We start from the raw sequence: 20,695 nt of genomic DNA, 5'->3' as shown, positions 1-20,695 counted from the left end.
TCAGACCCGTCACAAGGTGATCACCCATGCCCATGCACGTCTCCTTCGCCATGCCCGAAAAGTCCCAACTCGACGTCGCCGCCGACCTGTTGGCCCTGCTCGGCGACACCGCCACCGAACCGCGCCCGGACACCCAGCTGGAGGCGCTGACCCTCGCCGTCGCCGCCGACCTGCCCGTCCTCCTGTGGGGCGAACCGGGCATCGGCAAGACCGCCGCGCTCACCCAGCTCGCCACCACCCTGGACCTGCCGCTCACCACCGTGATCGCCAGCGTCCACGAGCCGTCCGACTTCTCCGGGCTGCCGATCGTCGGCGACGACCCCGCCGAACAGGGCGTCCCGATGGCCCCGCCGGACTGGGCCGTCCGCCTGGTCCGGGCCGGCCGCGGACTGCTGTTCCTGGACGAGCTGTCCACCGCGCCGCCCGCAGTCCAGGCCGCGCTGCTCCGCCTGGTCCTGGAACGGCGCATCGGCGCCCTGCAACTCCCGCCCGGCGTAAGGATCGTGGCCGCCGCCAACCCGCGCTCCTCGGCCGCCGACGGCTGGGAACTGAGCCCGCCGCTGGCCAACCGCTTCGTCCACCTCCAGTGGACCCACGACCACGAGGTCGTCGTCCGCGGCCTCGGCGGCACCTGGCCGAGGGCGACCCTGCCCCGCCTGGACCCCGACGCCCTGCCGGACGCGGTGGCCTTCGCCCGCCGCGCCGTGTGCGGGCTGCTCACCGGCCGCCCCAAGCTCGTCCACCAGCTGCCGAACAGCGAGGCCCGCCGCGGCGGCGCCTGGCCGTCGCCGCGCAGCTGGGACATGGCGCTGCGCCTGATCGCCTTCGCGACCGCGGCCGGCTCCTCCCGGGACGTGCTGTCGCTGCTGATCCGGGGCACCGTGGGGGACGGCCCGGGGCTGGAACTGCTCGCGAGCCTGGACCGGATGGACCTCCCGGACCCGGAGGACCTGCTCGCCGACCCGGCCGGCGCCGTCCTGCCCGAGCGCGGGGACCTGCGCCAGGCCGTCCTCGACGGGGTGGTGGCCGCGGTCCGCAACCGGCCGGAGCGCGCCCGCTGGGACTCGGCCTGGGCGCTGCTGGTCCGGGCGATGGAGACCGGCGCCCCGGACGTGGTGGTCGTCCCCGCCACCACGCTCGCCTCGCTGCGCCGCGAGGACTGGGACGTCCCGGCCGCGATCGAGCGGCTCGCCGGCGCCGTGGCCCTGTCCCGGCGGGCGGACCGCGCGGCGGACCGGGTGGCGAGCCGGGTGGCGGCGCTGGCGGGGAAGGCCGGCCGATGAACGAGCCGATGAACGAGCCGATGAACGAGCCGATGAACGAGAAAGACCCGTCGACGAACGGGGAAGGCCTGCCGATGAGCAGGGAGAGCCCGTCGACGACGCCGCAGTCCCTCGACCTGGACAAGCTCTTCGCCGCCCGCCTGCTGGCCGCCCGAGCCCGCCCCTACCTGGCGACGGCGCTGTTCGCCCTGCACACCGTGGAGTCCCGGCAGGTGCCGACGATGGCCGTCGACAGCCACTGGCGCTGCTACGTCTCCCCGGCCTTCGTCGCGCGGACGCCGGTCGAGGAGCTGGCCGGCGTGTGGGTGCACGAGGTGTCGCACCTGCTGCGCGACCACCACGGCCGCAGCGACCGGTTCGCTCGGCAGCAGGGACTGACCGGACCGGGGGAGCGGCTGCGGATGAACATCGCCGCGGACTGCGAGATCAACGACGACGCGTTCGGCCACGGCCTGGTCCGCCCCGAAGGCGCCCTCCTCCCGGGCGAGTTGGGGTTGCCCGAGGGCGAGGTGATGGAGGAGTACCTGCGGCGCTTCCGGCTCGGGGCACACACCCAGCACCTGGCCTGGCTCGACTGCGGCAGCGGCGCCGACGGGCTGGCGCGACCGTGGGACCTCGGCCCGGACGGCGCGCACGGCCTCAGCGCGCAGGAGCGGGACGCCGTCCGGTTCCGGGTGGCGCAGGGCATCACCGGCCGCCCGGGCACCGCCCCGGAGGGCTGGCGGCGGTGGGCGGAGGAGGCGTTCCACCCGCCGCAGCCCTGGCGGGACCTGCTGGGCGCGGCGGTGCGTTCGGCCGCATCCGGCAGCGGCGCGGGCGAGGACTACAGCTACGGCAGGCCCGCCCGGCGCTCGGCGGGCCTGCCCGGCGTCGTGCTGCCGAGCCTGCGCCGCCGCCCGCCCCGGGTCGCCGTGATCATCGACACGTCCGCCTCGGTCAGCGACGCCGAACTCGGCGGCGCGCTGCTGGAGGTGGCCGCGATCGCCCGCGCGGTGGGCGGCCGGCGCGACCTGGTCTCCGTGCTGTCCTGCGACGCGGCGGCCGGAACGGTGTACCCGCTCTGCCGCGCCGAGGGCATCCCGCTGGTCGGCGGAGGCGGCACGGACCTGCGGTCCGGCTTCGCCCGGGCGCTGCGCTCGCGGCCGCGCCCGGACGTCGTCGTGGCCCTGACGGACGGCCAGACACCCTGGCCGAGCGCGAAGCCGCCGTGCCGGACGGTGGTGGGCCTGTTCCCCCGGGGCGTCCCGTCGTGGGCCGAGGACGACCCCGACTACGAACCGGACGAGCCCCCGGCCTGGGCCCAGGTGGTCGCCATCGGGTAGGACCCGCCGTGGATCCGGCGGTGGGCGCGGCGCGGCCTTCTCGCGGACGCCCGACGTCCGCGAGAAGGCCGGTGCCGGCTCAGGACACGAGGGTCTGCTCCTCCAGCTCCGTCAGCGTCACCGTGCACAGGCCGCCGCGCTCGGTCCTGACGTCCGTCACCTTGAGCTGCGTGCCCGGAAGGAGGATGAACTCCTCCTCACCGGTGAACGCGGAGTAGTTCCGGATGCCCACCGCCCGGGAGGGGGCCACCTCGAAGAGTGTCCGCTTGCCACGGCTGCCGAGGAACGCCCGAGCCACGCCGAGCTCGGACGTGCACGAGGACACACCCCACCAGGTGACGGTCCGTCCGAGCGGGTACTGCGCGCGCAGGTCCAGCGGCACCCCGCGCCACAGCGGCGCCGTGCGGGCGGGAAGCTGCGACACCGCCGAGAACAGCAGCCGCAGGTACGGGAGGTACGGCACGAGCCGGGACCGGTCCGGGGAGCGCAGGATGGCGTTGATCTCGCGGTAGAAGGCGGACTCGCAGGTGTAGAGGTAGAGGGCGGCGATCGCGTCCGCGGACAGCCCGCCGGCCTCCTCGTCCGCCCGCCGCTTGCCGAAGTCGTGCGACCGCTGGACGTGCCGCTCCAGGCCCGACAGCAGCTCGGCGACGGGGCCGACGGCCTCGCGGAAGTCCATGAGCGGGGTGTCGAACACGCCCGTGATCTCCGGGAGGACGAGCCCCTCGTCCTTGACGCTGGCGAGGCGGTCGAGGTAGAGCTGGTGCAGCTCCATGGTGGACGCGATGAACGCACCCATGCGCTCGGCCGTGTCGCCGTCCGCCCCGCCGCTCTCCGCCGCGAGCTCGTTCCACCCCTTGCTCGGCAGCCAGTCGATCTGGTCGGCGCCCAGCGACGCGAGCGCCGAGTTCACCATGGCGAAGTGGTCGCCGTCGCAGAAGATGTCGCCCTGCGCCGCGGGATTGGGGTGGTCGATGTGGCGGACGTCGACCTCGGGGTACTTCTTCTGGAGCCGCAGGACGATGTTCTTCAGGCTGCGGGCGTGAGCCCCCCACCACGCGAAGACGACACCGCGGTCCTCCTCGTCGGCGTTCTGCTTGGCCCTGAGGATCTCCTCGACGATCCGCTCGGCGACCGGCCGCCAGAACGCGGTGTGCCGGTCGGGACCCATCGCGCCGTCGCTGCTGGCCGTGAGCGCCGCGTTCAGCAGCAGCACGCCCTGCGTGAGCATCGCCTGGAACCACTCCGGCGGCTGGACGGTGTCCTGCTTCTTCAGCAGCGCGCGTATGTCGGCGATCGGGGTCTTCTTGGGAATGCCGTACTTCCACATCGCCGCCGCCTTGATGATGCAGCGGATGCTGACGACCCGGCCGAACTGGCTGTCCTTCCAGTCGTGGAAGGTGTTGTCGAACATGGCGATGCCCGTGGCGCTCTCCGGCCGCGGATACGGGTTCTGGCCGAAGATGACGACCTTCCACTTGTGCGGCGCGTGGGGCTTGAGCGCCTGGAAGGTCAGTTCGCGGACGGGGACGACGTCCGGACCGCGGCCGGGGCCGATGAACGAGGCCGCGTCCGGCTGCGCCTCGATGACCGGCTTCAGCAGCGGAAGCCACGGTTCACCGCCGCCCTTGAAGAGCTCCGCGAGAGCCAGCGGGTCGTTCGGGTCGGGCGTGGCGGGGGCGTTGGCATCGGTCATGAGGAGGAACTCCGAACTGTCACGACGTGCGGATGGAAGCGAAGACGGTCCTGACGGTACGACAGCCGACTGACAACCCCTCGGGACGGTGCTCACGGGCCGATCTGTCAGTGGGGCGAGCTAGCGTCGTGGGTGTTGAGGGACCGTATCTCGATCGGAGTTGAGCATGACCGTGGACCGCGTGCAGCCGTCGCTCAGGGTGGTTCTGACCGACGTCAACACGACTGTGGTGGAGGCGTGGCGGGCGGCCTTCGCCGACACCCCCGGGATCGAGATCCGCGAGGGCTCGATCCTCGACGAGCAGGTCGACGCCTGGGTCAGCCCCACCAACTCCCGGGGCCGGATGGACGGCGGCGTCGACGCCGTCATCAAGCGACACCTGGGCGCCGGCATCCAGCTGAAGGTGCAGCGGGCGATCCGGTCCCGGTTCGCGGGAAGCCTCCCGGTGGGAAGCGCCGTGTGCGTGCCGTCCGGTGCCGTCAACCCGAAGTTCCTGATCTCCGCGCCGACGATGGAGGCGTCCTCGCAGAACGTGAGCGAGACGCTCAACGTGGCCCTGGCGTGCGCCGCCGCGTTCCAGGCGATCCACGAGCAGAACAGGAAGGCGACGGGCAGCATCACGTCCGTGGCCCTGGTCGGCATGGGCGCCCAGACCGGCCGCGTCCCGGCCCGGGTGTGCGCCAACCTGATGTGGACGGGCTACACGCTGTTCAACGACTTCCAGTTCGAGGACTACGACGAGCTGCGCGGCACGATCACCGCACAGCTCGACGACATCGAGAAGGCCCCCGTCGAGCAGCGCGTCCGGATAGCCCCGCCCGCCCGCCGCACCTCCCGCCGCTGAGCCCACCGCCCGGTCGGGCAGACCTCGTCGCCCCGCCTGCCGGGCTTCGGTGGGCTGCCGGCGGGCGACGATGGCAACTTCCTGTAGCGCCCGTTGCGAGGGGCACCGGCCGCTGGATAGACCTGTGGGCAGAGAGTCCGCAGCGAATCGTCCAGCCGCGCCCGGCGGGATCCGAAGGCGAATCCCGAGGAGGCCGGCCGGTCGAGTTCCATGCGATCGAGGAGTCCCTCGCCCGGAAACCCCGGACGGCGGAGCCGGAATCGCCCCGGAGCGCCGGCAGCCGCGCCACCCTCACGCGGCACGCCCGGCCGGCCGCGGAGCTCGGGGGCCGGCACGCGGTTCCGGAGGCAACGACACCCCGCCGGGGTCCGGGAGACTCGGCGACGTTCCGGCAGGAAGGTGAACCCATGACCCCCCTTACGACTCTCCCCGCCCCTTCCGGGCCGGGGAGCGACTTCGACGGTCGGAGCGCGCGGCCCGGTGTCGACATCGGCCCCGGATTCACCAGCGGCGTCGGCGTCCTGGACAAGACCTCGCAGCTGTTCGGCGTGCTGGCGCACGGCCCCGCGTCGCTGCGGTCCCTGACCGTGGCGACCGGCCTGTCCCGCCCGACCGTGCACCGGCTGGCGGTGGCGCTGGAGAACCTCCGGCTGCTCACCCGGGACGTCCAGGGACGGTTCGTGCTCGGGCCGCGACTCGGCGAACTGGCCGAGGAGGCGGGGCGCGACCGGCTGTTGCTGGCCGCCGATCCGGTCCTGGCCGAGTTGCGGGAGCGCACCGGCGCGAGTGCGCGGCTCTACCGGCGGCAGGGCGACGTGAAGATCTGCGTCGCCTCGGCGGAGGCCCGGTACCCGCGGGGCGCCCGAGCCCAGGTCGGGTCGACGCTGCCGATGAGGGCGGGAGCCTCCGCCCAGGTGCTGCTGGCCTGGGAGAGCGAGGACGAACTCCGCCACAGCCTGCGCGGGGCCGGGTTCGACGCCGCCCTCCTCGCCCGGGTACGACGGCAGGGCTGGGCGCAGAGCCTCGGCGGGGGCGAACTCGGCTTCGCCTCGGCCGCCGCGCCGGTGCGCGGAGCCGGACGGCGGGTGGTCGCGGCGGTGACCCTGGACGGCCCGGTCACGAAGCTCTCCCGCACCCCCGGCCAGATGCACGCCGCCCTGTTGGCCGAAGCCGCCCGGCGCCTCGGCGAAGGCCTGATCGCCTGAGCGCGGCGCCCGCCGCCCACCGGCGGCCTCCAACTCCGCCACCCGACACCGGCCCGGACCGACGGTCGCCGAAGCTCCGCGCAGGCGGCGCGGGTTCAGCCGATTCCGAACCAGCCGAGGACGGTCTGCACGAGCAGGATCGTCGACATGGCGGCCACGCCGACGACCACGACGGTGGCCGCGAGGCGGTAGCGCGGGCTGTTGGCCGCCTCGCCGAGGACGGAGCGGCGGTTGGTGAGGACGAGGAGGTAGACCAGCACGATCGGGCTGATCAGGCCCTGCAGGACCTGGGTGCCGATCAGCAGCTGGATGACGTCCACCGGGGTCAGCGCGACGATGGCGCCGAGGGCGATCTGGGCGGTGAACACGCCGAGGAACAGTGGCGCGTCGCGGAAGCTGCGGGAGACGGAGCGTTCGACGCCGGCGGCCTCGCCGATGGCGTAGCTGGCCGAGAGCGGCACCACGGCGCCGGCCAGGGCGGAGGCGCCCATCAGCCCGAAGGCGAACAGCAGCTCGGCGCCGTGTCCGGCGACCGGCTTGAGGGCCTCGGCGGCCTGGGCGGCGGACTCCAGGGGGCCGGTGCCGCCGATCGCCGCGGCGGTGGCGATGATGATCGTCAGGCTGATCAGGCAGGCGAACACCGCGCCGAGGACGGCGTCGGCCCGGATGAGCTTGTAGTCGGCGGGCTTGGCGCCGCGGTCGACGACCCCCGCGGCGGCGTAGAACTGCATGTAGGGGCTGACGGTGGTGCCGATGAGGGCGACGGCCAGCAGGATGAAGTCCTTGCTGGGTTCGAGGTGCGGGACGACCAGGTGCTCGCCGACCTGGCCCCAGTCGGGGTGGCCGAGGACCATGGCGACGGGGTAGGCGAAGAAGGCCAGCGACATGACCAGGAAGATGCGCTCGGCCCACTTGTAGGAGCCGAACAGCACCAGCGACCACAGCAGGACGGCGGCCGGCGGGATGACCGCCCACTTGGGCATGCCGAGCAGTTCGAACGCGGCGCCGATCCCGGCGAACTCGCTGACCACCAGACCGGTGTTGGCCAGCAGCAGGCAGAAGACGGCGAGGGCGGTCAGGCGGAGGCTGAACTGCTCGCGGATCAGCGCGCCCAGGCCCTTGCCGGTGTGGGCACCGAGCCGGACGGCCATCTCCTGCACCATGACCAGGGCGACGGTGACCAGCACCATGAAGAACAGCGTGCCGTAGGTGAACTGGGAGCCGGCGCTGGCGTAGGTGGCGATGCCGGCGGCGTCGTTGCCGGCGTTGGCGGCGACCAGGCCGGGGCCGGCGATCATCGCGACGGCGGCCAGCCGGCGGATGCCTCTACGGCGGCCGGAGGGGCCGGAGGAGCTGACGGGGACGGACGGGGAGGCGGCGGCGGACGCCACGGGCTCCGGGGCGCCTAGATCGGGTCGGGTGGCGAGATCCGGGCCGGTGCCGAGGTCGCGGGTCACTTGAGGAGCCTCCGGAAGTGCAGGCGCCCGCGCTCGGGCAGCAGCGTGTCGAGGATGTCGTCGGCCAGGACCCGGCCGAGCGGGCGCCCGGTGTCGTCGACCACGAGCAGGGAGCTGGCCCGGGCGGCGACCAGGTGGTCGGCGGCCTCGGCGAGTCGGGTGTCGGGCCGTACGGTCACCGGCGGGCCGAACTGGGCCAGCCAGGCGACCAGATCGCCGACCACCGCGCTGTCCTCGGCCACGGCCAGGTCGAACAGCGGGATGTCGCCGACCAGGCGGCCGTCGTGGTCCAGCACGGCGACCGCGTCGATGTCGGTGCGGTGCTCGGCCTGCGCGGCGAGCTCCGCCCGTACCTGGGCGACCGTGTGCGCGGGGCCCGCGGTGACCAGCAGTGTGGTCATCGCACCGCCGGCCGTGCCCTCGCGGTGGGTGAGCAGGGAGCGCAGCTCGGCCGCCTCGGGCTCGGGCATCCGGGCCAGCAGGGTCTCGCGCTCGCCCGGGTCGAGGTCGCGCAGGGCGTCGGCGGCCTCGTCGGGCTCCATCTCGTCGACCAGCCGCGCGGCGTGCTCGGGCGGCGCCTCGCGGAGCAGGTTCTCCAGCTCGGCGGGCTCCATCTCCTCCAGCGCGTCGGCGGCCTGCTCCGGCTCCAGCCAGCCGAGCAGCTGCTGGCGCTCGTGGCGGCCGAGGTCCTCCAGGATGTCGGCGAGGTCGGCCGGGCGCAGCCGGTGCAGCGCGGAGCGGGAGGCGCGCAGCTGTACCTCGGCGGGCCCGTGGGTGGCCTGCTCGCCGAAGGGGGCGATGGACTGCCAGTCCAGGACGCGGTCCGGGGTGGGGCGGATCTGCCAGCGGCGGGGGCCGAGGCGGCGCAGCAGGGTGGGCAGGGAGACGTCGACGCCGACCAGGACGGTGCGGGCGGCCAGCGGCGCCAGGTAGAGGTCGGCGGCGCGGGTGACCTGGACGCCGTCGACGTCGACGAGCTGGTGGTCCATCACATCGCGGGCGAGCAGCACCTCGCCGGGTCTGCGGTTGAACTCCCGCAGGTCCACGCGGGCGGTCCGCAGCCGTACCTGCCCGGTGAGGATCCGGTCGACGGCGTCGGCGGCGATGAAGGCGCGGCGACGGCCTATTCGGATGATCAGACCGGTGACCGGCGGGTAGGGCTCAGGCCCGTAGAGGCGGGCGACCACGTCGACTACGCGGCCCACCTCCTCGCCGGCCTGGTTGGCGACCGGGCCGCCGACCAGCCCGGCCAGCGACACGAGCGACGATCGGACGGTTCGGGTGACGGTGCTCCGGCGCTCGGCGGCGACCGTGCGGTCGCGCAGACGCGCCGTGGCGGACGTGAACAGGGTGGTGGCAGCCACGATGAAGACCCCCTCGCCCCGGCAGTGCGGGGCATCGGGCCGCCCGGCGGCGCGCCATGTCGAGCCCTGACCAAAGAAACGCTTCCGGGCCCACGCCAAGGAACCCCGCACGAGGCGGGACGGGCGGACCGGATCGGTCAGGGAAGGAGGAGGCGCCTCGGGCGGCGGAAGGACGGCGAGGACGACACGGGAATGGGCCGACTATGGCCAGGACTTCCGTCCATCACGCCTCCTCCCGATCTCGGCCGCGAGTCCGACTCGCGGCGGCACGGCAAGGGGAGTCCGACATCACCGCCCGGCACACCCCCACTCGTCAGAGCTTTGGCACTCCACGGCGTATCCCTGGTCGATCACGACGGGAAGCCACTTGGGATCACCCCTTGAGCCGGGGAGACCTGTCCTGATCCGGAGCGTCTCTCGACGGGTGGGATCAGTGGCCTGTGTCCGTGAAGACGCCTCACCGAACGAGGTGCCTGTTCAAATCCGCACCAGGATAGACCCCTGGCGCCCTTCCGGCGTAATCCTTGACCGGGCCTTGACCGTGGTCTGGCCAGTGGGGGAGCCGCCGGGCGCACGTCGGGGCCCGGCCGTGGTGCTGCGGCGGGCCTCGCTCCCTCGCCGGGGCGGGACATGGCGATGCGTCATGTTCTCGCCGGCACACCCGGCGGGCAACGGCCATGCCCCGGCCCTCCGCGACGGGAGCCGGGGCATCGGTGGGGCGGCGATCGGGGTCACACCCCGCCGTGGGGGTGGAACCCGCGCCCGGTCTTGCGGCCGAGGTGGCCGGCCTCGACCATGCGGGAGAGCAGCGGCGGCGGAGCGTGGAGCGGCTCCTTGTACTCGTCGTACAGGGACTTCGCGATCGCCTCGACGGTGTCCAGCCCGATGAGGTCGGCGAGTTGGAGCGGGCCCATGGGGTGGGCGCAGCCGTGCACCATGCCCGCGTCGATGTCCTCGGGGCTGGCGTGACCGGCCTCGGCCATCCGGATCGCCGACAGCAGGTAGGGGATGAGCAGGGCGTTGACGACGAAGCCGGCCCGGTCACGGGAGCGGATGACGCGCTTGCCGAGGACGTCGCGGGTGAAGCGCTCGACCCGGTCGAGGACGGTCGACTCGGTGTGCAGGGAGGAGACCAGCTCCACCAGCGGCATGACCGGGGCGGGGTTGAAGAAGTGCAGCCCGAGGACGTGCGAGGCGCGTCCGGTGGCGATGCCGAGCCGGGTGAGCGGGATGGCGGAGGTGTTGGTGGCGAGGACGGCGTGGTCGTCGGCGAGGATCTTGTCCAGGGTGGCGAGCACGTCGGTCTTGACGCGTTCGTCCTCGACGACGGCCTCGACGACCAGCTGGCGGTCGGCCAGGGCCTCCAGGTCGTCGGCGAACAGCAGGTGCGCCCAGATGTCCGCACGGTTGGTCGGGTTGATGCGGCCGCGGTCGACCGCGCGGTGCAGGGAGTGGTCGATGCGGGTGCGGGCGGCCCGGAGTGCGGCCGGGTCGTGCTCGCAGACGATGGTGTCCAGCCCGGCGCGGGCGAAGACCTCGGCGATGCCGGAGCCCATCTGGCCGGCGCCGACGACGGCGACCCGTCGGATCTCGTTCATGGCAGTGCCTTCCGTGATCGGGCGGCTCAGGCCGCGGTGCGGACGCGGACGAGGTGGCGGGCGTACGCGTCGGTGGTGAGGAAGGCGGGCAGCTCCGGGCCGAGGGCAGTGTCCTCCAGGACCCGCACCGCGTCGTCCACCGACGCCGGGTCGGCTCCTTCGAGGAGCAGCGTGGCCCGCTCCCGGTCGATCAGCCGCCGCACCATGTCCGGGGTGACGAGCGAGCCGCCGCTGAGCCGGGTGCAGTGGTGCTGCCACTGCCAGATCTGGCAGCGGGCGATCTCGGCGGTGGCGACGTCCTCCATCAGTCCGAGGACGGCGACCGCGCCCGTGCCGCCGAGCCATGCGGTGAGGTAGCGCAGCGCGACGGCGACGTTGGAGCGCAGGCCCTGTTCGGTGGGCAGACCGACGGAGAGCCGGTGGACGGCCAGCAGGTCGGCGGCGGTGACCTCGACGTCCTCCCGGGTGCGCTCCAGCTGGTTCGGGCGGTCACCGAGGACGGCGTCGAAGGCGGTGCGGCAGGTGTCGACGAGGCCGGGGTGGGCGACCCAGGAGCCGTCGAAGCCGTCGCCGGCCTCGCGCTCCTTGTCGGCGCGGACCTTGGTGAGGGCCACCGCGTGGGCGTCTTGGTCGCGCTGGGGGATGGCGGCGGCCATGCCGCCGATGGCGTGGGCGCCGCGCCGGTGGCAGGTGCGCACCAGCAGGTCGGTGTACGCGCGCATGAAGGGCTGGGTCATGGTGATGGTCGCGCGGTCGGGGAGGACGAACCGCGGGCCGTGCCGGGCGAAGTTCTTGATGAGGCTGAACAGGTAGTCCCAGCGCCCGGCGTTGAGGCCTGCGGCGTGGTCGCGCAGTTCGTGGAGGATCTCGTCCATCTCGAAGGCGGCGGTGATGGTCTCGATCAGGACGGTGGCGCGGACGGTGCCGTGCGGGATGCCCAACTCGGCCTGGGCGAAGGTGAAGACGTCGTTCCAGAGGCGGGCTTCGAGGTGATTCTCCAGCTTCGGCAGGTAGAAGTATGGGCCGCTGCCGCGTTCGATCTGCCGCTTCCCGCAGTGGAAGAGGTAGAGGCCGAAGTCGACGAGCGCGCCGATGGCCGGGCGGCCGTCGATCAGCAGGTGGTGTTCGTCCAGGTGCCAGCCACGGGGGCGGACCACGATGGTGGCGGGCCGGTCGCCGATCCGGTACCGCTTGCCGTCCGGTGTGGTGTCGTCGATCCGGCGCTCGATCGCGTCGAGCAGGTTGAGCTGGCCGGAGACGAGGTTGTGCCAGGTGGGGGCGGTGGCGTCCTCGAAGTCCGCCAGCCACGCCTTCGCGCCGGAGTTGAGCGCGTTGACGGTCATCCGGCGCTCCGGCGGGCCGGTGATCTCCACCCGCCGGTCGGCGAGGCCCGGTCCGGCGCCGGCGACCCGCCAGCTGAGGTCGTCCCGGACGGCGCGGGTCTCGGGGAGGAAGTCCAGCGTGCCGCCGGCCGTGAGCGCGGCGGTGCGGCGGACGCGCGCCGCGAGGAGGCCGGCGCGGCGGTCGGCGAAGGCCTCGTGCAGGCGGGCCAGGAAGCGCAGTGCGTCAGGGGTGAGGATCTCCTCGAAGCGGTCCTCGTGTTCTCCGAGGACCTCGGTGCGGCTGGGCAGGCTCATCCGGTTCTCCAGGAAGGGGGAAGGCTGGGCCCGGGGCCTCGTCCCTCAACGAGGCCCCGGGCGGGGGTGGGCGGTGGCCTCTCCCCAAAGAGGCCGCCGGAGGCGGGCTCAGTGGAACTGCTCGGCCTCGGTGGAGCCGCTGAGCGCGAGGGTCTCGGCGTTCGGGTTGAGCGCGGTGGAGACCAGGTCGAAGTAGCCCGTGCCGACCTCGCGCTGGTGCTTCACCGCGGTGTAGCCGTCCCGTACGGCCGCGAACTCGGCCTGCTGGAGGTCGACGTAGGCCGTCATGCCGTGCTCGGCGTAGCCGCGGGCGAGCTGGAACATCGAGTGGTTGAGCGCGTGGAAGCCGGCCAGCGTGATGAACTGGAAGCGGTAGCCCATCGCGCCCAACTCCCGCTGGAACTTGGCGATCTGGTCGTCGTCCAGGGCGGCCTTCCAGTTGAACGACGGCGAGCAGTTGTAGGCCAGCAGCTTGTCCGGGTAGCGCGCCTTGACGGCCTCGGCGAACTCGCGGGCCTGGGCGAGGTCCGGGGTGCCGGTCTCCACCCACAGCAGGTCGGCGTACGGGGCGAAGGCGAGGCCGCGGGAGATGACCGGCGCCATGCCGGGCTCCACCCGGTAGAAGCCCTCGGCTGAGCGCTCCCCGGTGCAGAACCGGGCGTCGCGCTCGTCGACGTCGCTGGTGAGCAGGTTGGCGGCGAGCGCGTCGGTGCGGGCGACGATCACCGTCGGCACGCCGGCGATGTCGGCCGCGAGGCGGGCCGAGTTGAGGGTGCGGATGTGCTGGGCGGTGGGGACGAGCACCTTGCCGCCGAGGTGGCCGCACTTCTTCTCGGAGGCGAGCTGGTCCTCGTAGTGGATGCCCGCCGCGCCGGCCGCGATCATGCCCCGGGTGAGCTCGAAGGCGTTCAGCGGGCCGCCGAAGCCCGCCTCGGCGTCGGCCACGATCGGCACCAGCCAGTCCGGGCCGCCGTTCGTGCCCTCGGCGGCGTCGATCTCGTCCGCGCGCAGCAGTGCGTTGTTGATCCTCCGCACCACCTGGGGAACGGAGTTGGCCGGGTAGAGGCTCTGGTCGGGGTAGGTCTGCCCGGCCTGGTTGGCGTCGGCGGCGACCTGCCAGCCGGACAGGTAGATCGCCTGCAGTCCGGCCTTCACCATCTGCACGGCCTGACCGCCGGTCAGCGCGCCGAGCGCGTGGATGTAGTCCTGCTCGTGCAGCTGCCGCCAGAGCCGTTCGGCGCCGCGCCGGGCCAGCGTGTGCTCCTCGCGCACCGTGCCGGACAGCCGTACGACGTCGGCCGCCGTGTAGCTGCGCTCCACACCGGCCCACCGCGGGTCGCAGGCCCACCGGGCGGCGAGCTCCGCCGCGCGCTGCTCCTGCTGCTGCCGAACCGACGTCGTCATGGTCTGCTCCCGGGAAGCTCGTTGCGAAGGGTGTGGTACACCTCACCGCTCGGGTGAGTGGGGCGGCCGGGCGGCATCGGGCGGCGGTGGAACACCGCGGGACGAGGTCGCCCGAGCAGCTGTCCCAGGGGCACTGATCTGGCCCTCTGCTGCTGGTCTGCGCTCCGCCCGGCCGCACCACCGACTCTGGCACCTCGCACGGCGACCGTCACCACTGGACCGGTGCCAACTTCTGCGAAGCATCCTCGGCGAATCCGCGAAGGTTGCGAAGGCCTCGTCCGAGCCTCTCCGGCTAGGCTGCCCGGGCGAGTTCGGCCGATCCGCGCGGTTCGCGCGGCAGGACGTCCGTACAGCAGGAAGGGCGACACCATGGGAAAGGCCTTCGCCGGCGCCCGGCTCCGCCGGCTGCGGGAGGAGCGCGGACTGAGCCAGGCCGCCATGGCCCGGCTGATCGACCTGTCACCCAGCTACCTCAACCAGCTGGAGCACGACGCCCGCCCGCTCACCGTCCCGGTCCTGCTCCGGCTCACCGAGGCCTTCGGCGTCGACGTCGGCTACTTCGCCCCGCCGGACAGCGCCCGGCTCACCGCCGAACTGCGCGACGTCCTCGGCGAGGAGCTCGCCGCCGGCCGGGTCACCCCCGGCGACCTGGACGAGGTCGCCGTACGACTGCCCGCCGTGGCGCGGCTGTTGATGGACCTGGGACGCGGCCGCAGCGCCGCGGTCGAACAACTCGCAGTCCTCGCCGGGGAACGCGGCCCCGCGGCCGACACGCTCACCCCGCACGAGCAGGTCCGCGAGTTCTTCTACCGCCGTCAGAACTACCTTCACGAACTCGACACCGCAGCCGAGGAGTTGGCGGCGAACATCCGCCTGAGGCGAGGCGAGGTCAGAACGGCGCTGGCTGAACGGCTGACCACCGGGCACGGCGTCCGGATCGCCACCGGCAGCGAGCAACTCCACCAGTACGACCCACGCGCCCGGACGCTGCGCCTGTCGGACCGGCTGCGCCCGGGCCAGCAGGCCTTCCGGATGGCCACCCAGCTGGCCTATCTGGAGCACGACCCGCTGCTGTCCGAACTCGCCGCCCAGGACATCCCGGAGGGCTCCACCGCCTGGTCGCTCACCCGGATCGGCCTCGCCAACTACTTCGCCGCCGCGCTCGTCCTGCCCTACACCGCCTTCCACGCCGAGGCGGAGTCGGCCCGCTACGACATCGAGCACCTCGCCGACCACTTCGGCGTCGGCTACGAGACCGTCTGCCACCGGCTCAGCACCCTCCAGCGGCCACGCCTGCGCGGGGTGCCGTTCTCCTTCGTCCGCGTCGACCGGGCGGGCAACGTCTCCAAACGGCAGTCCGCCACCGCCTTCCACTTCTCCCGCACCGGAGGCACCTGCCCGCTGTGGAACGTCTACGAGGCCTTCGCCTCGCCGGGGCGGGTGCACGTCCAGGTCGCGGCGATGCCCGACGGCCGGCGCTACCTGTGGACGGCCCGCGCCGTCACCCGCTCACCCGGCGGCTGGGGCAGGCCGGGGAAGACGTTCGCCATCGGGCTGGGCTGCGAGATCCGGCACGCGGGACGGCTGGTGTACTCGGCCGGCCTCGACCTCGCCGACGAGGCGGCCGCCACCCCGATCGGCCTGGGCTGCAAGGTCTGCGATCGCCCCGCCTGCCCGCAGCGCTCCGCGCCCGCCATCGGCCGGCCGCTGGCGGTCGACGAGCACGCCAGCACCTTCGTTCCGTATCCCGTACACGTGGACTCGGAGAACCGTTAGCATGTTTGACGGATTGTCAACTTATAACATCTAAGTGCGCTCGTTTGAGTGATCGGCTGCCGTTACCGCTGGCCGGATCGCTTCGGATGCGATGTTCTCGTTGCCGGCCCATCCGGGCCACGGAGAACGGAGTGGCATCCATGACCATTCGCAGATCTTCCGCACTCGCCGCCATCGCGCCGGTCGGCGCTTTCGCGCTCTCCGGCGGCGCGGCTCACGCGGCTTAGACGGCCGGCCGGCCGACGATCGCCGCTGCCGGTCGCAGGAGCGGTGAAACCGCCAAGTAGCCAGGGGCAGTTCGCGGCCGGGGACGGATACCGGGTCGCGCGTTGCCGCATGGCCTGCGCCGGGCCGTGGGCCACTCCCTCCAGCCGGGTCGCCGCCGCACCCGGCACGCCAGACACATCATGCGGTTCTGTGACGGAAGGAGTCCTCAAGAAGTCATGGCCAACACCAGCGTGAAGAACGATGTGGGCCGAGCCTATCTCGGCGACGTGTTCATGCGTCATCCGCTGACCACGCGGAATCAGGAGGAGCTCGGGATCGCCGCCAAGTGGGAGGCCATCCTGGCACGGCAGTTGAAGGCGTTGATGCGGGTCCCCAAGGCCGGGGGAGACCCGATCGCCCCGATCGGCTTCTGCCTGAACAAGGTGCGCTACGGCCGGTTCCCCGAATCGGAGCAGACGGCCCACGACCGCGGATGGCGGGCCTACATGAACGTGGGCGTGCCGCTCATCGAGGAGATCGGCGACATCGAACAGCCGCCCCCGGACCTCGTCTCCAAGCAGACGTACATCAACGGCACCGACCCCATCAAGGTGACCGCGACGGACACGGTCGAGTTCTCCATCTCGAACACCATCAGCTGGTCGCTCCAGGGGCAGGTGCAGCTCACCTTCGGGGCGAAGACCACCGCATCGCTGCAGCAGCAACTGCAGAAGAGCATGGCGATGAAGGACTCGCAGAAGACCACCGTGCTCAACAGCAAGGACCGGCAGGGCGTGGACTCGGAGTCCCTGACGGAATCGACCGGCACGACCACGGCCACCGGCACCGCCACGGGCACCGGAGAGCTGTGGGGGCAGCTGATGCTCGGGGTCACGGCTGCGGTCAGCGGCTCGGTGACCACGCAGTGGAAGCACGCCTCCACGATCAGTGTGGAAGTCAGCAGCCGGGTCGACGTGCTGGCGACGGTCCGGCGCCAGGTACGGCAGTTCGACTACGAGTTCCCCGTCACGTTCGGCGGCTACGTCGCCCTGTACTACCCGGAGCCGGTGGCGGTCAAGGAGACCCCGCCGCAGGCCGGTGACTCGCAGTACTCCCGGGTGATCGCGTGGAAGCTCGGCGAGTTCGCCGACAACGCTGGCAACTTCGACATGGCCGACCCCGGCCGGCGGTTCATGCAGAAGGGGATTGCCGAAGTCGTCGCCGTCCGGGTCGGCGAGCACCGGGTCTTCCAGCCCGAGGAGCTCGACTACGCGAACCAGAAGCAGCCCTACTACAAGAGCTGACTGCGCCCACCAGGCGATGACCCGTCCACCGGTAGACCAGGAGGGAAGCACATGACTTTCAAGAACATCTTCGACAGCGGCGGAGACGAGGCCGATTCCGCCAAGAAGGCCGCCGATGCGCTCAACCGGGACATCCCCGGTGCCGGGACCGTCTCGGGACCGGTGCGCGACCTGGAGAGCAAGCAGGACCCGTGGCTGGTGCGCCAGACGGCGCACGGGGCATTCGACGTCATGGGTTTCCTCAACCCCCTCCTCCAGAAGTTCCACGACGCCTCCGCCGATCAGCTCCGGGCCGCCCAGGACCCGGCGTCCACCTTCGCCATGGCCTCGTCGGCCATGAAGAAGGCAGCCGAGGCGATGAAGGTGGAGATCCGCCCCGAGGACCTGCCGAACGTCAGCACCGAAAGGGCGAGCCTGCTGCTCACCACCGAACTGGGCCAGTCCGAGGGCCTCGCGGTGGACCCGGCCCGGAACAAGGCGTACGTCGGCGACCTGGCCGGCCAGAAACTGTCCGCCGTGGATCTCGCCACCGGTGCCAAGCGCGTGGTCGCGAGCAGCCTGGGCGACATCCGCGACGTGACACTGGACGGGAACGGCACGGCCTACGCCGCCGACTACGGCGGCGGACGCGTGGTCGCGGTGGACCTCACCACCGGATCCGTCCGTACGGTTGCCAGTGTCCTGGGCGCGTACGGCGTCGCGCTGGACGGGGCGGGCAAGGCCTACGTCGCCAACTGGAACGACGGGCAGCTGATCGCGGTCGACCTGAAGAGCGGACAGAAGAACACGGTCACCGACGGTCTGGGGCGCGCCTCCGCGGTGGCGCTCGCCGGCAACGGCAAGGCCTACGTCGGCCAGCGGGAGGGCGGGGCCCTGTACGAGGTCGACCTGGCTGCCGGCACCAAGCGCCTGGTGACCACCCTTCCCGCTGCGAACGCCACCCGCGTGGCCCTGGACGGTGCCGGCAACGCCTACGTCGCCGACAGCGGCGGCGGGCGCCTGTACCTCGTCAACCTGGCCGACGGAGCGCAGCGCGTGGTGGCCAGTGGCCTCGGCCACCCGTACGGCCTCGCCCTGGACGGCGGCAACGGCCGGATCTACGTCAGCAACCAGGAAGGCCAGCTGTGGCGGCTCTCCCAACGCGTCGCCCAGGCCCTGGGAGGCATCGGCAAGGTCGTCCCGTAGACCGTCCTGTCACGGAAGGGGGCCTGAAGCCATGGCCGACAGCAGTGTGAAGAACGATGTGGGCCGAGCCTATCTCGGCGATGTGTTCATGCGTCATCCGCTGACCACGCGGAATCAGGAGGAGCTCGGGATCGCCGCCAGGTGGGAGGCCATCCTGACACGGCAGTTGAAGGCGTTGACGCGGGCCCGGAAGGGCGGGGGAGACCCGATCGCCCCGATCGGCTTCTGTCTGAACAAGGTGCGCTACGGCCGGTTCCCCGAGGCGGAGCAGACGGCTCACGACCGCGGATGGCGGGCGTACATGAACGTGGGTGTGCCGCTCGTCGAGGAGATCGCCGACATCGAGCAGCCTCCACCCGACGTCATCTCCAAGCGGACGTACGTCAACGGCACCGACCCGGTCACGGTGACCGCCACGGACACGGTCGAGTTCTCCATCTCGAACACCATCAGCTGGTCGTTCCAAGGAGACGTGCAGCTCACCTTCGGGGCGAACGCCAGCGCATCGCTGCAGCAGGAGCTGCAGAAGAGCATGGAGGAGAAGGCGTCCCGGACGACCACCGTGCTCAACAGCAAGGACGACCAGGGAGTTGACACGGCCTCCCAGAGCGAGTCCACCGGCACGACCACGGCCACGGGCACCGCCACGGGCACGGGGGAGCTGTCGGGGCAGCTGATGCTCGGGGCCTCCGCCTCCATCGGCGGTTCGCTGACCGCCGAATGGAACCATGTGTCGTCGCTCAGTGTGGAAGTCAGCAGCCGGGTGGACGTGCTGGCCACGGTCCGGCGCCAGGTACGGCAGTTCGAGTTCGAGTTCCCCGTCACGTTCGGCGGCTACGTCGCCCTGTACTACCCGGAGCCGGTGGCGGTCAAGGAGACCCCGCCGCAGGCCGGTGATCCGCAGTACTCCCGGGTGATCGCGTGGAAGCTCGGCGAGTTCGCCGACAACGCCGGCAACTTCGACATGGCCGACCCCGGCCGGCGGTTCATGCAGAAGGGGATTGCCGAAGTCGTCGCCGTCCGGGTCGGCGAGCACCGGGTCTTCCAGCCCGAGGAGCTCGACTACGCGAACCAGAAGCAGCCCTACTACAAGAGCTGATCCACAGCTGCGTTCCGGTTGAACAGGATCGCGAGAGCACCCCGGTGGGCGTTCTCGCGATCCTTGCGGAGCCGAGGTGTCCGTGGGCAGGCGTGGCGGCCCTCCGACACCCGGCCGGACACAATCGAACAAGGTTGAACGTGGGATGTTCTCAGCCGCGCAGAAAGTGCTGCTCGGCGCTGACAATTGAGCAATTCGCGCATGCCCGGTCGAAAGTTCTGTCGCTGCGACTAAAGTGCGATTTCCTGAGTCGACATTCGGGGGAGTCGGCGGCAGCTGTCCATGAGAACACGGCCGATAGCGGAGACATGTCAGAAATCGGTATACCGGCGCGCTGGAATTCTGATTCCCGTGCGAGCGAGGTGGGCTCCGTGGTGGCACTGCCGCTGCCCGCTGCCTTTCGGTCGGGCAGGGCGGGGCTGGATTTCGCCAGGATGCTGACGGAGGTACCGCACGGCCGGTTCTCCGGAACCCTCCTGGTGGCCGGGGATCCGGGTGGCCGATTTCACCTCGAGGACGGCGCGATCGTCGAGGTCACCTCACCCGGTTCGCCGGGGGTCGAGATTCTTCTCCTGCGGTCCGGCCGGGTCAGCGAGGACGACTGGGCCTCGGTGGTCCAGTCGAGGACCGCCCGGGGGCGGGTCGGCGCCGAACTGGTCGCCCGGGAGCTGGTCGGCTCCGCGGAACTGCAGCTGATCTGCGTGATGGCGGCGTTGGACGGGGCTCTGGCGATGGGAATGGGCCGGATCGATCGGGTCGCGCTCGACCGCGAATCGTCGGCCTCCTGCTTCGCCGCGCCGGAGGGAATCGAGCCGGAATGGCTGATCCATGAAACCGGGCGACGGATCAGGGCCCTGGGTGGACAGCCGCTTTCTCCGTTCCGTGACCGCCTGACCCGGACCGCGGCCGGGGCCCGGCTGCTGGACGGCGACGCCATCGGTGAACGGCGGGAGATCCTGCAGAGGGCCAATGGCAGGCGCAGTTCGCGGGACATCGCCTTTCTGCTCGGACGGGGCCTCTATGCCGTCACGGTCGAAGCCTCGCGACTGCTGCGCGAAGGGTTGGTCGACGTCGTGGCCTCGGCCCTGGAGGAGGCCGATGGGTCGTCTTCCGCTGCGGTCGGCGACGGGAACCCGGAGCTGGCCGGGCCGGCTGGTCGTGCGGAGGGCGCGGCCCGGCTGCCTCGGCGTCGGCCGGGCGCGAGCGGGATCACCGATGTCTTTCCCCTGCGGCCCGTGGCCAGTCCCTGGCAGCCCTCATCGGCACTCGTGGCGAAGTACCAAGGGTTCGGCGGCGCGCAGTAGCGGCCGAAGC

General features: G+C 72.0%; 15 protein-coding genes and 1 riboswitch. Of the genes, 9 read left to right on the top strand and 6 right to left on the bottom strand.

Annotation, left to right across the window (positions count from 1 at the left end; genetic code table 11):
- Positions 1–26: 26 nt before the first annotated feature.
- Together F7Q99_RS01940 and F7Q99_RS01935 are read left to right on the top strand one after the other, a co-directional pair.
- The gene (locus F7Q99_RS01940) at positions 27–1,283 is read left to right on the top strand and encodes an AAA family ATPase (protein ID WP_230210135.1); all 1,257 of its coding nucleotides are present in this window, start codon (positions 27–29) and stop codon (positions 1,281–1,283) included.
- A gap of 74 nt (positions 1,284–1,357) precedes the next feature.
- Positions 1,358–2,605, top strand: a complete 1,248-nt coding sequence (locus tag F7Q99_RS01935; RefSeq protein ID WP_230210393.1) for a vWA domain-containing protein — start codon at positions 1,358–1,360, stop codon at positions 2,603–2,605.
- A gap of 79 nt (positions 2,606–2,684) precedes the next feature.
- On the opposite strand, the gene F7Q99_RS01930 is transcribed toward F7Q99_RS01935, so the two are convergent.
- Positions 2,685–4,301, bottom strand: coding sequence for an ADP-ribosyltransferase domain-containing protein (locus F7Q99_RS01930; RefSeq protein ID WP_153459786.1), 1,617 nt, complete (start codon positions 4,299–4,301; stop codon positions 2,685–2,687).
- A gap of 166 nt (positions 4,302–4,467) precedes the next feature.
- Between F7Q99_RS01930 and F7Q99_RS01925 the strand changes: the two genes are divergently transcribed.
- On the top strand, positions 4,468–5,145 hold the full coding sequence (locus tag F7Q99_RS01925; protein ID WP_153459785.1) for a macro domain-containing protein: 678 nt from the start codon (positions 4,468–4,470) through the stop codon (positions 5,143–5,145).
- Positions 5,146–5,552: 407 nt separating this feature from the next.
- Positions 5,553–6,350 (top strand): IclR family transcriptional regulator, encoded by a 798-nt coding sequence (locus tag F7Q99_RS01920; RefSeq protein ID WP_153459784.1) that lies wholly within the window; start codon positions 5,553–5,555, stop codon positions 6,348–6,350.
- 95 nt (positions 6,351–6,445) lie between these two features.
- On the opposite strand, the gene F7Q99_RS01915 is transcribed toward F7Q99_RS01920, so the two are convergent.
- From F7Q99_RS01915 to aceA, 5 genes are all read right to left on the bottom strand, one after another.
- A complete protein-coding gene (locus F7Q99_RS01915; RefSeq protein WP_326846154.1) occupies positions 6,446–7,807 on the bottom strand; it encodes an NRAMP family divalent metal transporter in 1,362 nt (453 codons plus the stop codon).
- Positions 7,804–9,171, bottom strand: a complete 1,368-nt coding sequence (locus tag F7Q99_RS01910; protein ID WP_326846153.1) for a magnesium transporter MgtE N-terminal domain-containing protein — start codon at positions 9,169–9,171, stop codon at positions 7,804–7,806. Before F7Q99_RS01910 ends, F7Q99_RS01915 begins: the two co-directional genes overlap by 4 nt.
- Positions 9,172–9,468: 297 nt before the next feature.
- Positions 9,469–9,647, bottom strand: a riboswitch (M-box (ykoK) riboswitch).
- A 255-nt stretch (positions 9,648–9,902) separates the two neighbouring features.
- On the bottom strand, positions 9,903–10,769 hold the full coding sequence (locus tag F7Q99_RS01905) for a 3-hydroxybutyryl-CoA dehydrogenase (protein ID WP_153459783.1): 867 nt from the start codon (positions 10,767–10,769) through the stop codon (positions 9,903–9,905).
- Between the two features lie 26 nt (positions 10,770–10,795).
- Positions 10,796–12,406 carry a malate synthase A gene (aceB, locus tag F7Q99_RS01900; protein WP_153459782.1) on the bottom strand — a complete coding sequence of 537 codons (1,611 nt, stop codon included), beginning with the start codon at positions 12,404–12,406 and terminating at the stop codon, positions 10,796–10,798.
- A 108-nt stretch (positions 12,407–12,514) separates the two neighbouring features.
- Complete coding sequence (gene aceA / locus F7Q99_RS01895) at positions 12,515–13,810, bottom strand: isocitrate lyase (protein WP_153459781.1); 1,296 nt, start codon at positions 13,808–13,810, stop codon at positions 12,515–12,517.
- A gap of 369 nt (positions 13,811–14,179) precedes the next feature.
- Between aceA and F7Q99_RS01890 the strand changes: the two genes are divergently transcribed.
- The 5 genes from F7Q99_RS01890 (at position 14,180) to F7Q99_RS01870 (ending at position 20,685) form a co-directional block, all read left to right on the top strand.
- A complete protein-coding gene (locus F7Q99_RS01890) occupies positions 14,180–15,586 on the top strand; it encodes a short-chain fatty acyl-CoA regulator family protein (RefSeq protein WP_153459780.1) in 1,407 nt (468 codons plus the stop codon).
- Positions 15,587–16,029: 443 nt separating this feature from the next.
- Positions 16,030–17,097, top strand: a complete 1,068-nt coding sequence (locus F7Q99_RS01885) for a gluconolaconase (protein WP_153459779.1) — start codon at positions 16,030–16,032, stop codon at positions 17,095–17,097.
- A 51-nt stretch (positions 17,098–17,148) separates the two neighbouring features.
- The gene (locus F7Q99_RS01880; RefSeq protein ID WP_153459778.1) at positions 17,149–18,282 is read left to right on the top strand and encodes a Vgb family protein; all 1,134 of its coding nucleotides are present in this window, start codon (positions 17,149–17,151) and stop codon (positions 18,280–18,282) included.
- Positions 18,283–18,313: 31 nt separating this feature from the next.
- Positions 18,314–19,381 carry a gluconolaconase gene (locus F7Q99_RS01875; RefSeq protein WP_153459777.1) on the top strand — a complete coding sequence of 356 codons (1,068 nt, stop codon included), beginning with the start codon at positions 18,314–18,316 and terminating at the stop codon, positions 19,379–19,381.
- 371 nt (positions 19,382–19,752) lie between these two features.
- Positions 19,753–20,685: a hypothetical protein gene (locus F7Q99_RS01870; RefSeq protein ID WP_153459776.1), complete on the top strand. Its 933-nt coding sequence runs from the start codon at positions 19,753–19,755 to the stop codon at positions 20,683–20,685.
- Positions 20,686–20,695 lie beyond the last annotated feature (10 nt).

The sequence above is a fragment of the Streptomyces kaniharaensis genome (assembly GCF_009569385.1).
Taxonomy (GTDB): Bacteria; Actinomycetota; Actinomycetes; order Streptomycetales; family Streptomycetaceae; genus Kitasatospora; species Kitasatospora kaniharaensis.
Note: the sequence above shows the minus strand (reverse complement) of the source record. Positions and strands in the feature narration are given on the sequence as shown.

Excerpts from the sequence above, each read along its gene's own strand:
- F7Q99_RS01940 (WP_230210135.1), top strand. The coding sequence starts at position 27 with ATGCCCATGCACGTCTCCTTCGCCATGCCCGAAAAGTCCCAACTCGAC.
- F7Q99_RS01935 (WP_230210393.1), top strand. The coding sequence starts at position 1,358 with ATGAGCAGGGAGAGCCCGTCGACGACGCCGCAGTCCCTCGACCTGGAC.
- F7Q99_RS01930 (WP_153459786.1), bottom strand. The coding sequence starts at position 4,301 with ATGACCGATGCCAACGCCCCCGCCACGCCCGACCCGAACGACCCGCTG.
- F7Q99_RS01925 (WP_153459785.1), top strand. The coding sequence starts at position 4,468 with ATGACCGTGGACCGCGTGCAGCCGTCGCTCAGGGTGGTTCTGACCGAC.
- F7Q99_RS01920 (WP_153459784.1), top strand. The coding sequence starts at position 5,553 with ATGACCCCCCTTACGACTCTCCCCGCCCCTTCCGGGCCGGGGAGCGAC.
- F7Q99_RS01905 (WP_153459783.1), bottom strand. The coding sequence starts at position 10,769 with ATGAACGAGATCCGACGGGTCGCCGTCGTCGGCGCCGGCCAGATGGGC.
- aceB (WP_153459782.1), bottom strand. The coding sequence starts at position 12,406 with ATGAGCCTGCCCAGCCGCACCGAGGTCCTCGGAGAACACGAGGACCGC.
- aceA (WP_153459781.1), bottom strand. The coding sequence starts at position 13,810 with ATGACGACGTCGGTTCGGCAGCAGCAGGAGCAGCGCGCGGCGGAGCTC.
- F7Q99_RS01890 (WP_153459780.1), top strand. The coding sequence starts at position 14,180 with ATGGGAAAGGCCTTCGCCGGCGCCCGGCTCCGCCGGCTGCGGGAGGAG.
- F7Q99_RS01885 (WP_153459779.1), top strand. The coding sequence starts at position 16,030 with ATGGCCAACACCAGCGTGAAGAACGATGTGGGCCGAGCCTATCTCGGC.
- F7Q99_RS01880 (WP_153459778.1), top strand. The coding sequence starts at position 17,149 with ATGACTTTCAAGAACATCTTCGACAGCGGCGGAGACGAGGCCGATTCC.
- F7Q99_RS01875 (WP_153459777.1), top strand. The coding sequence starts at position 18,314 with ATGGCCGACAGCAGTGTGAAGAACGATGTGGGCCGAGCCTATCTCGGC.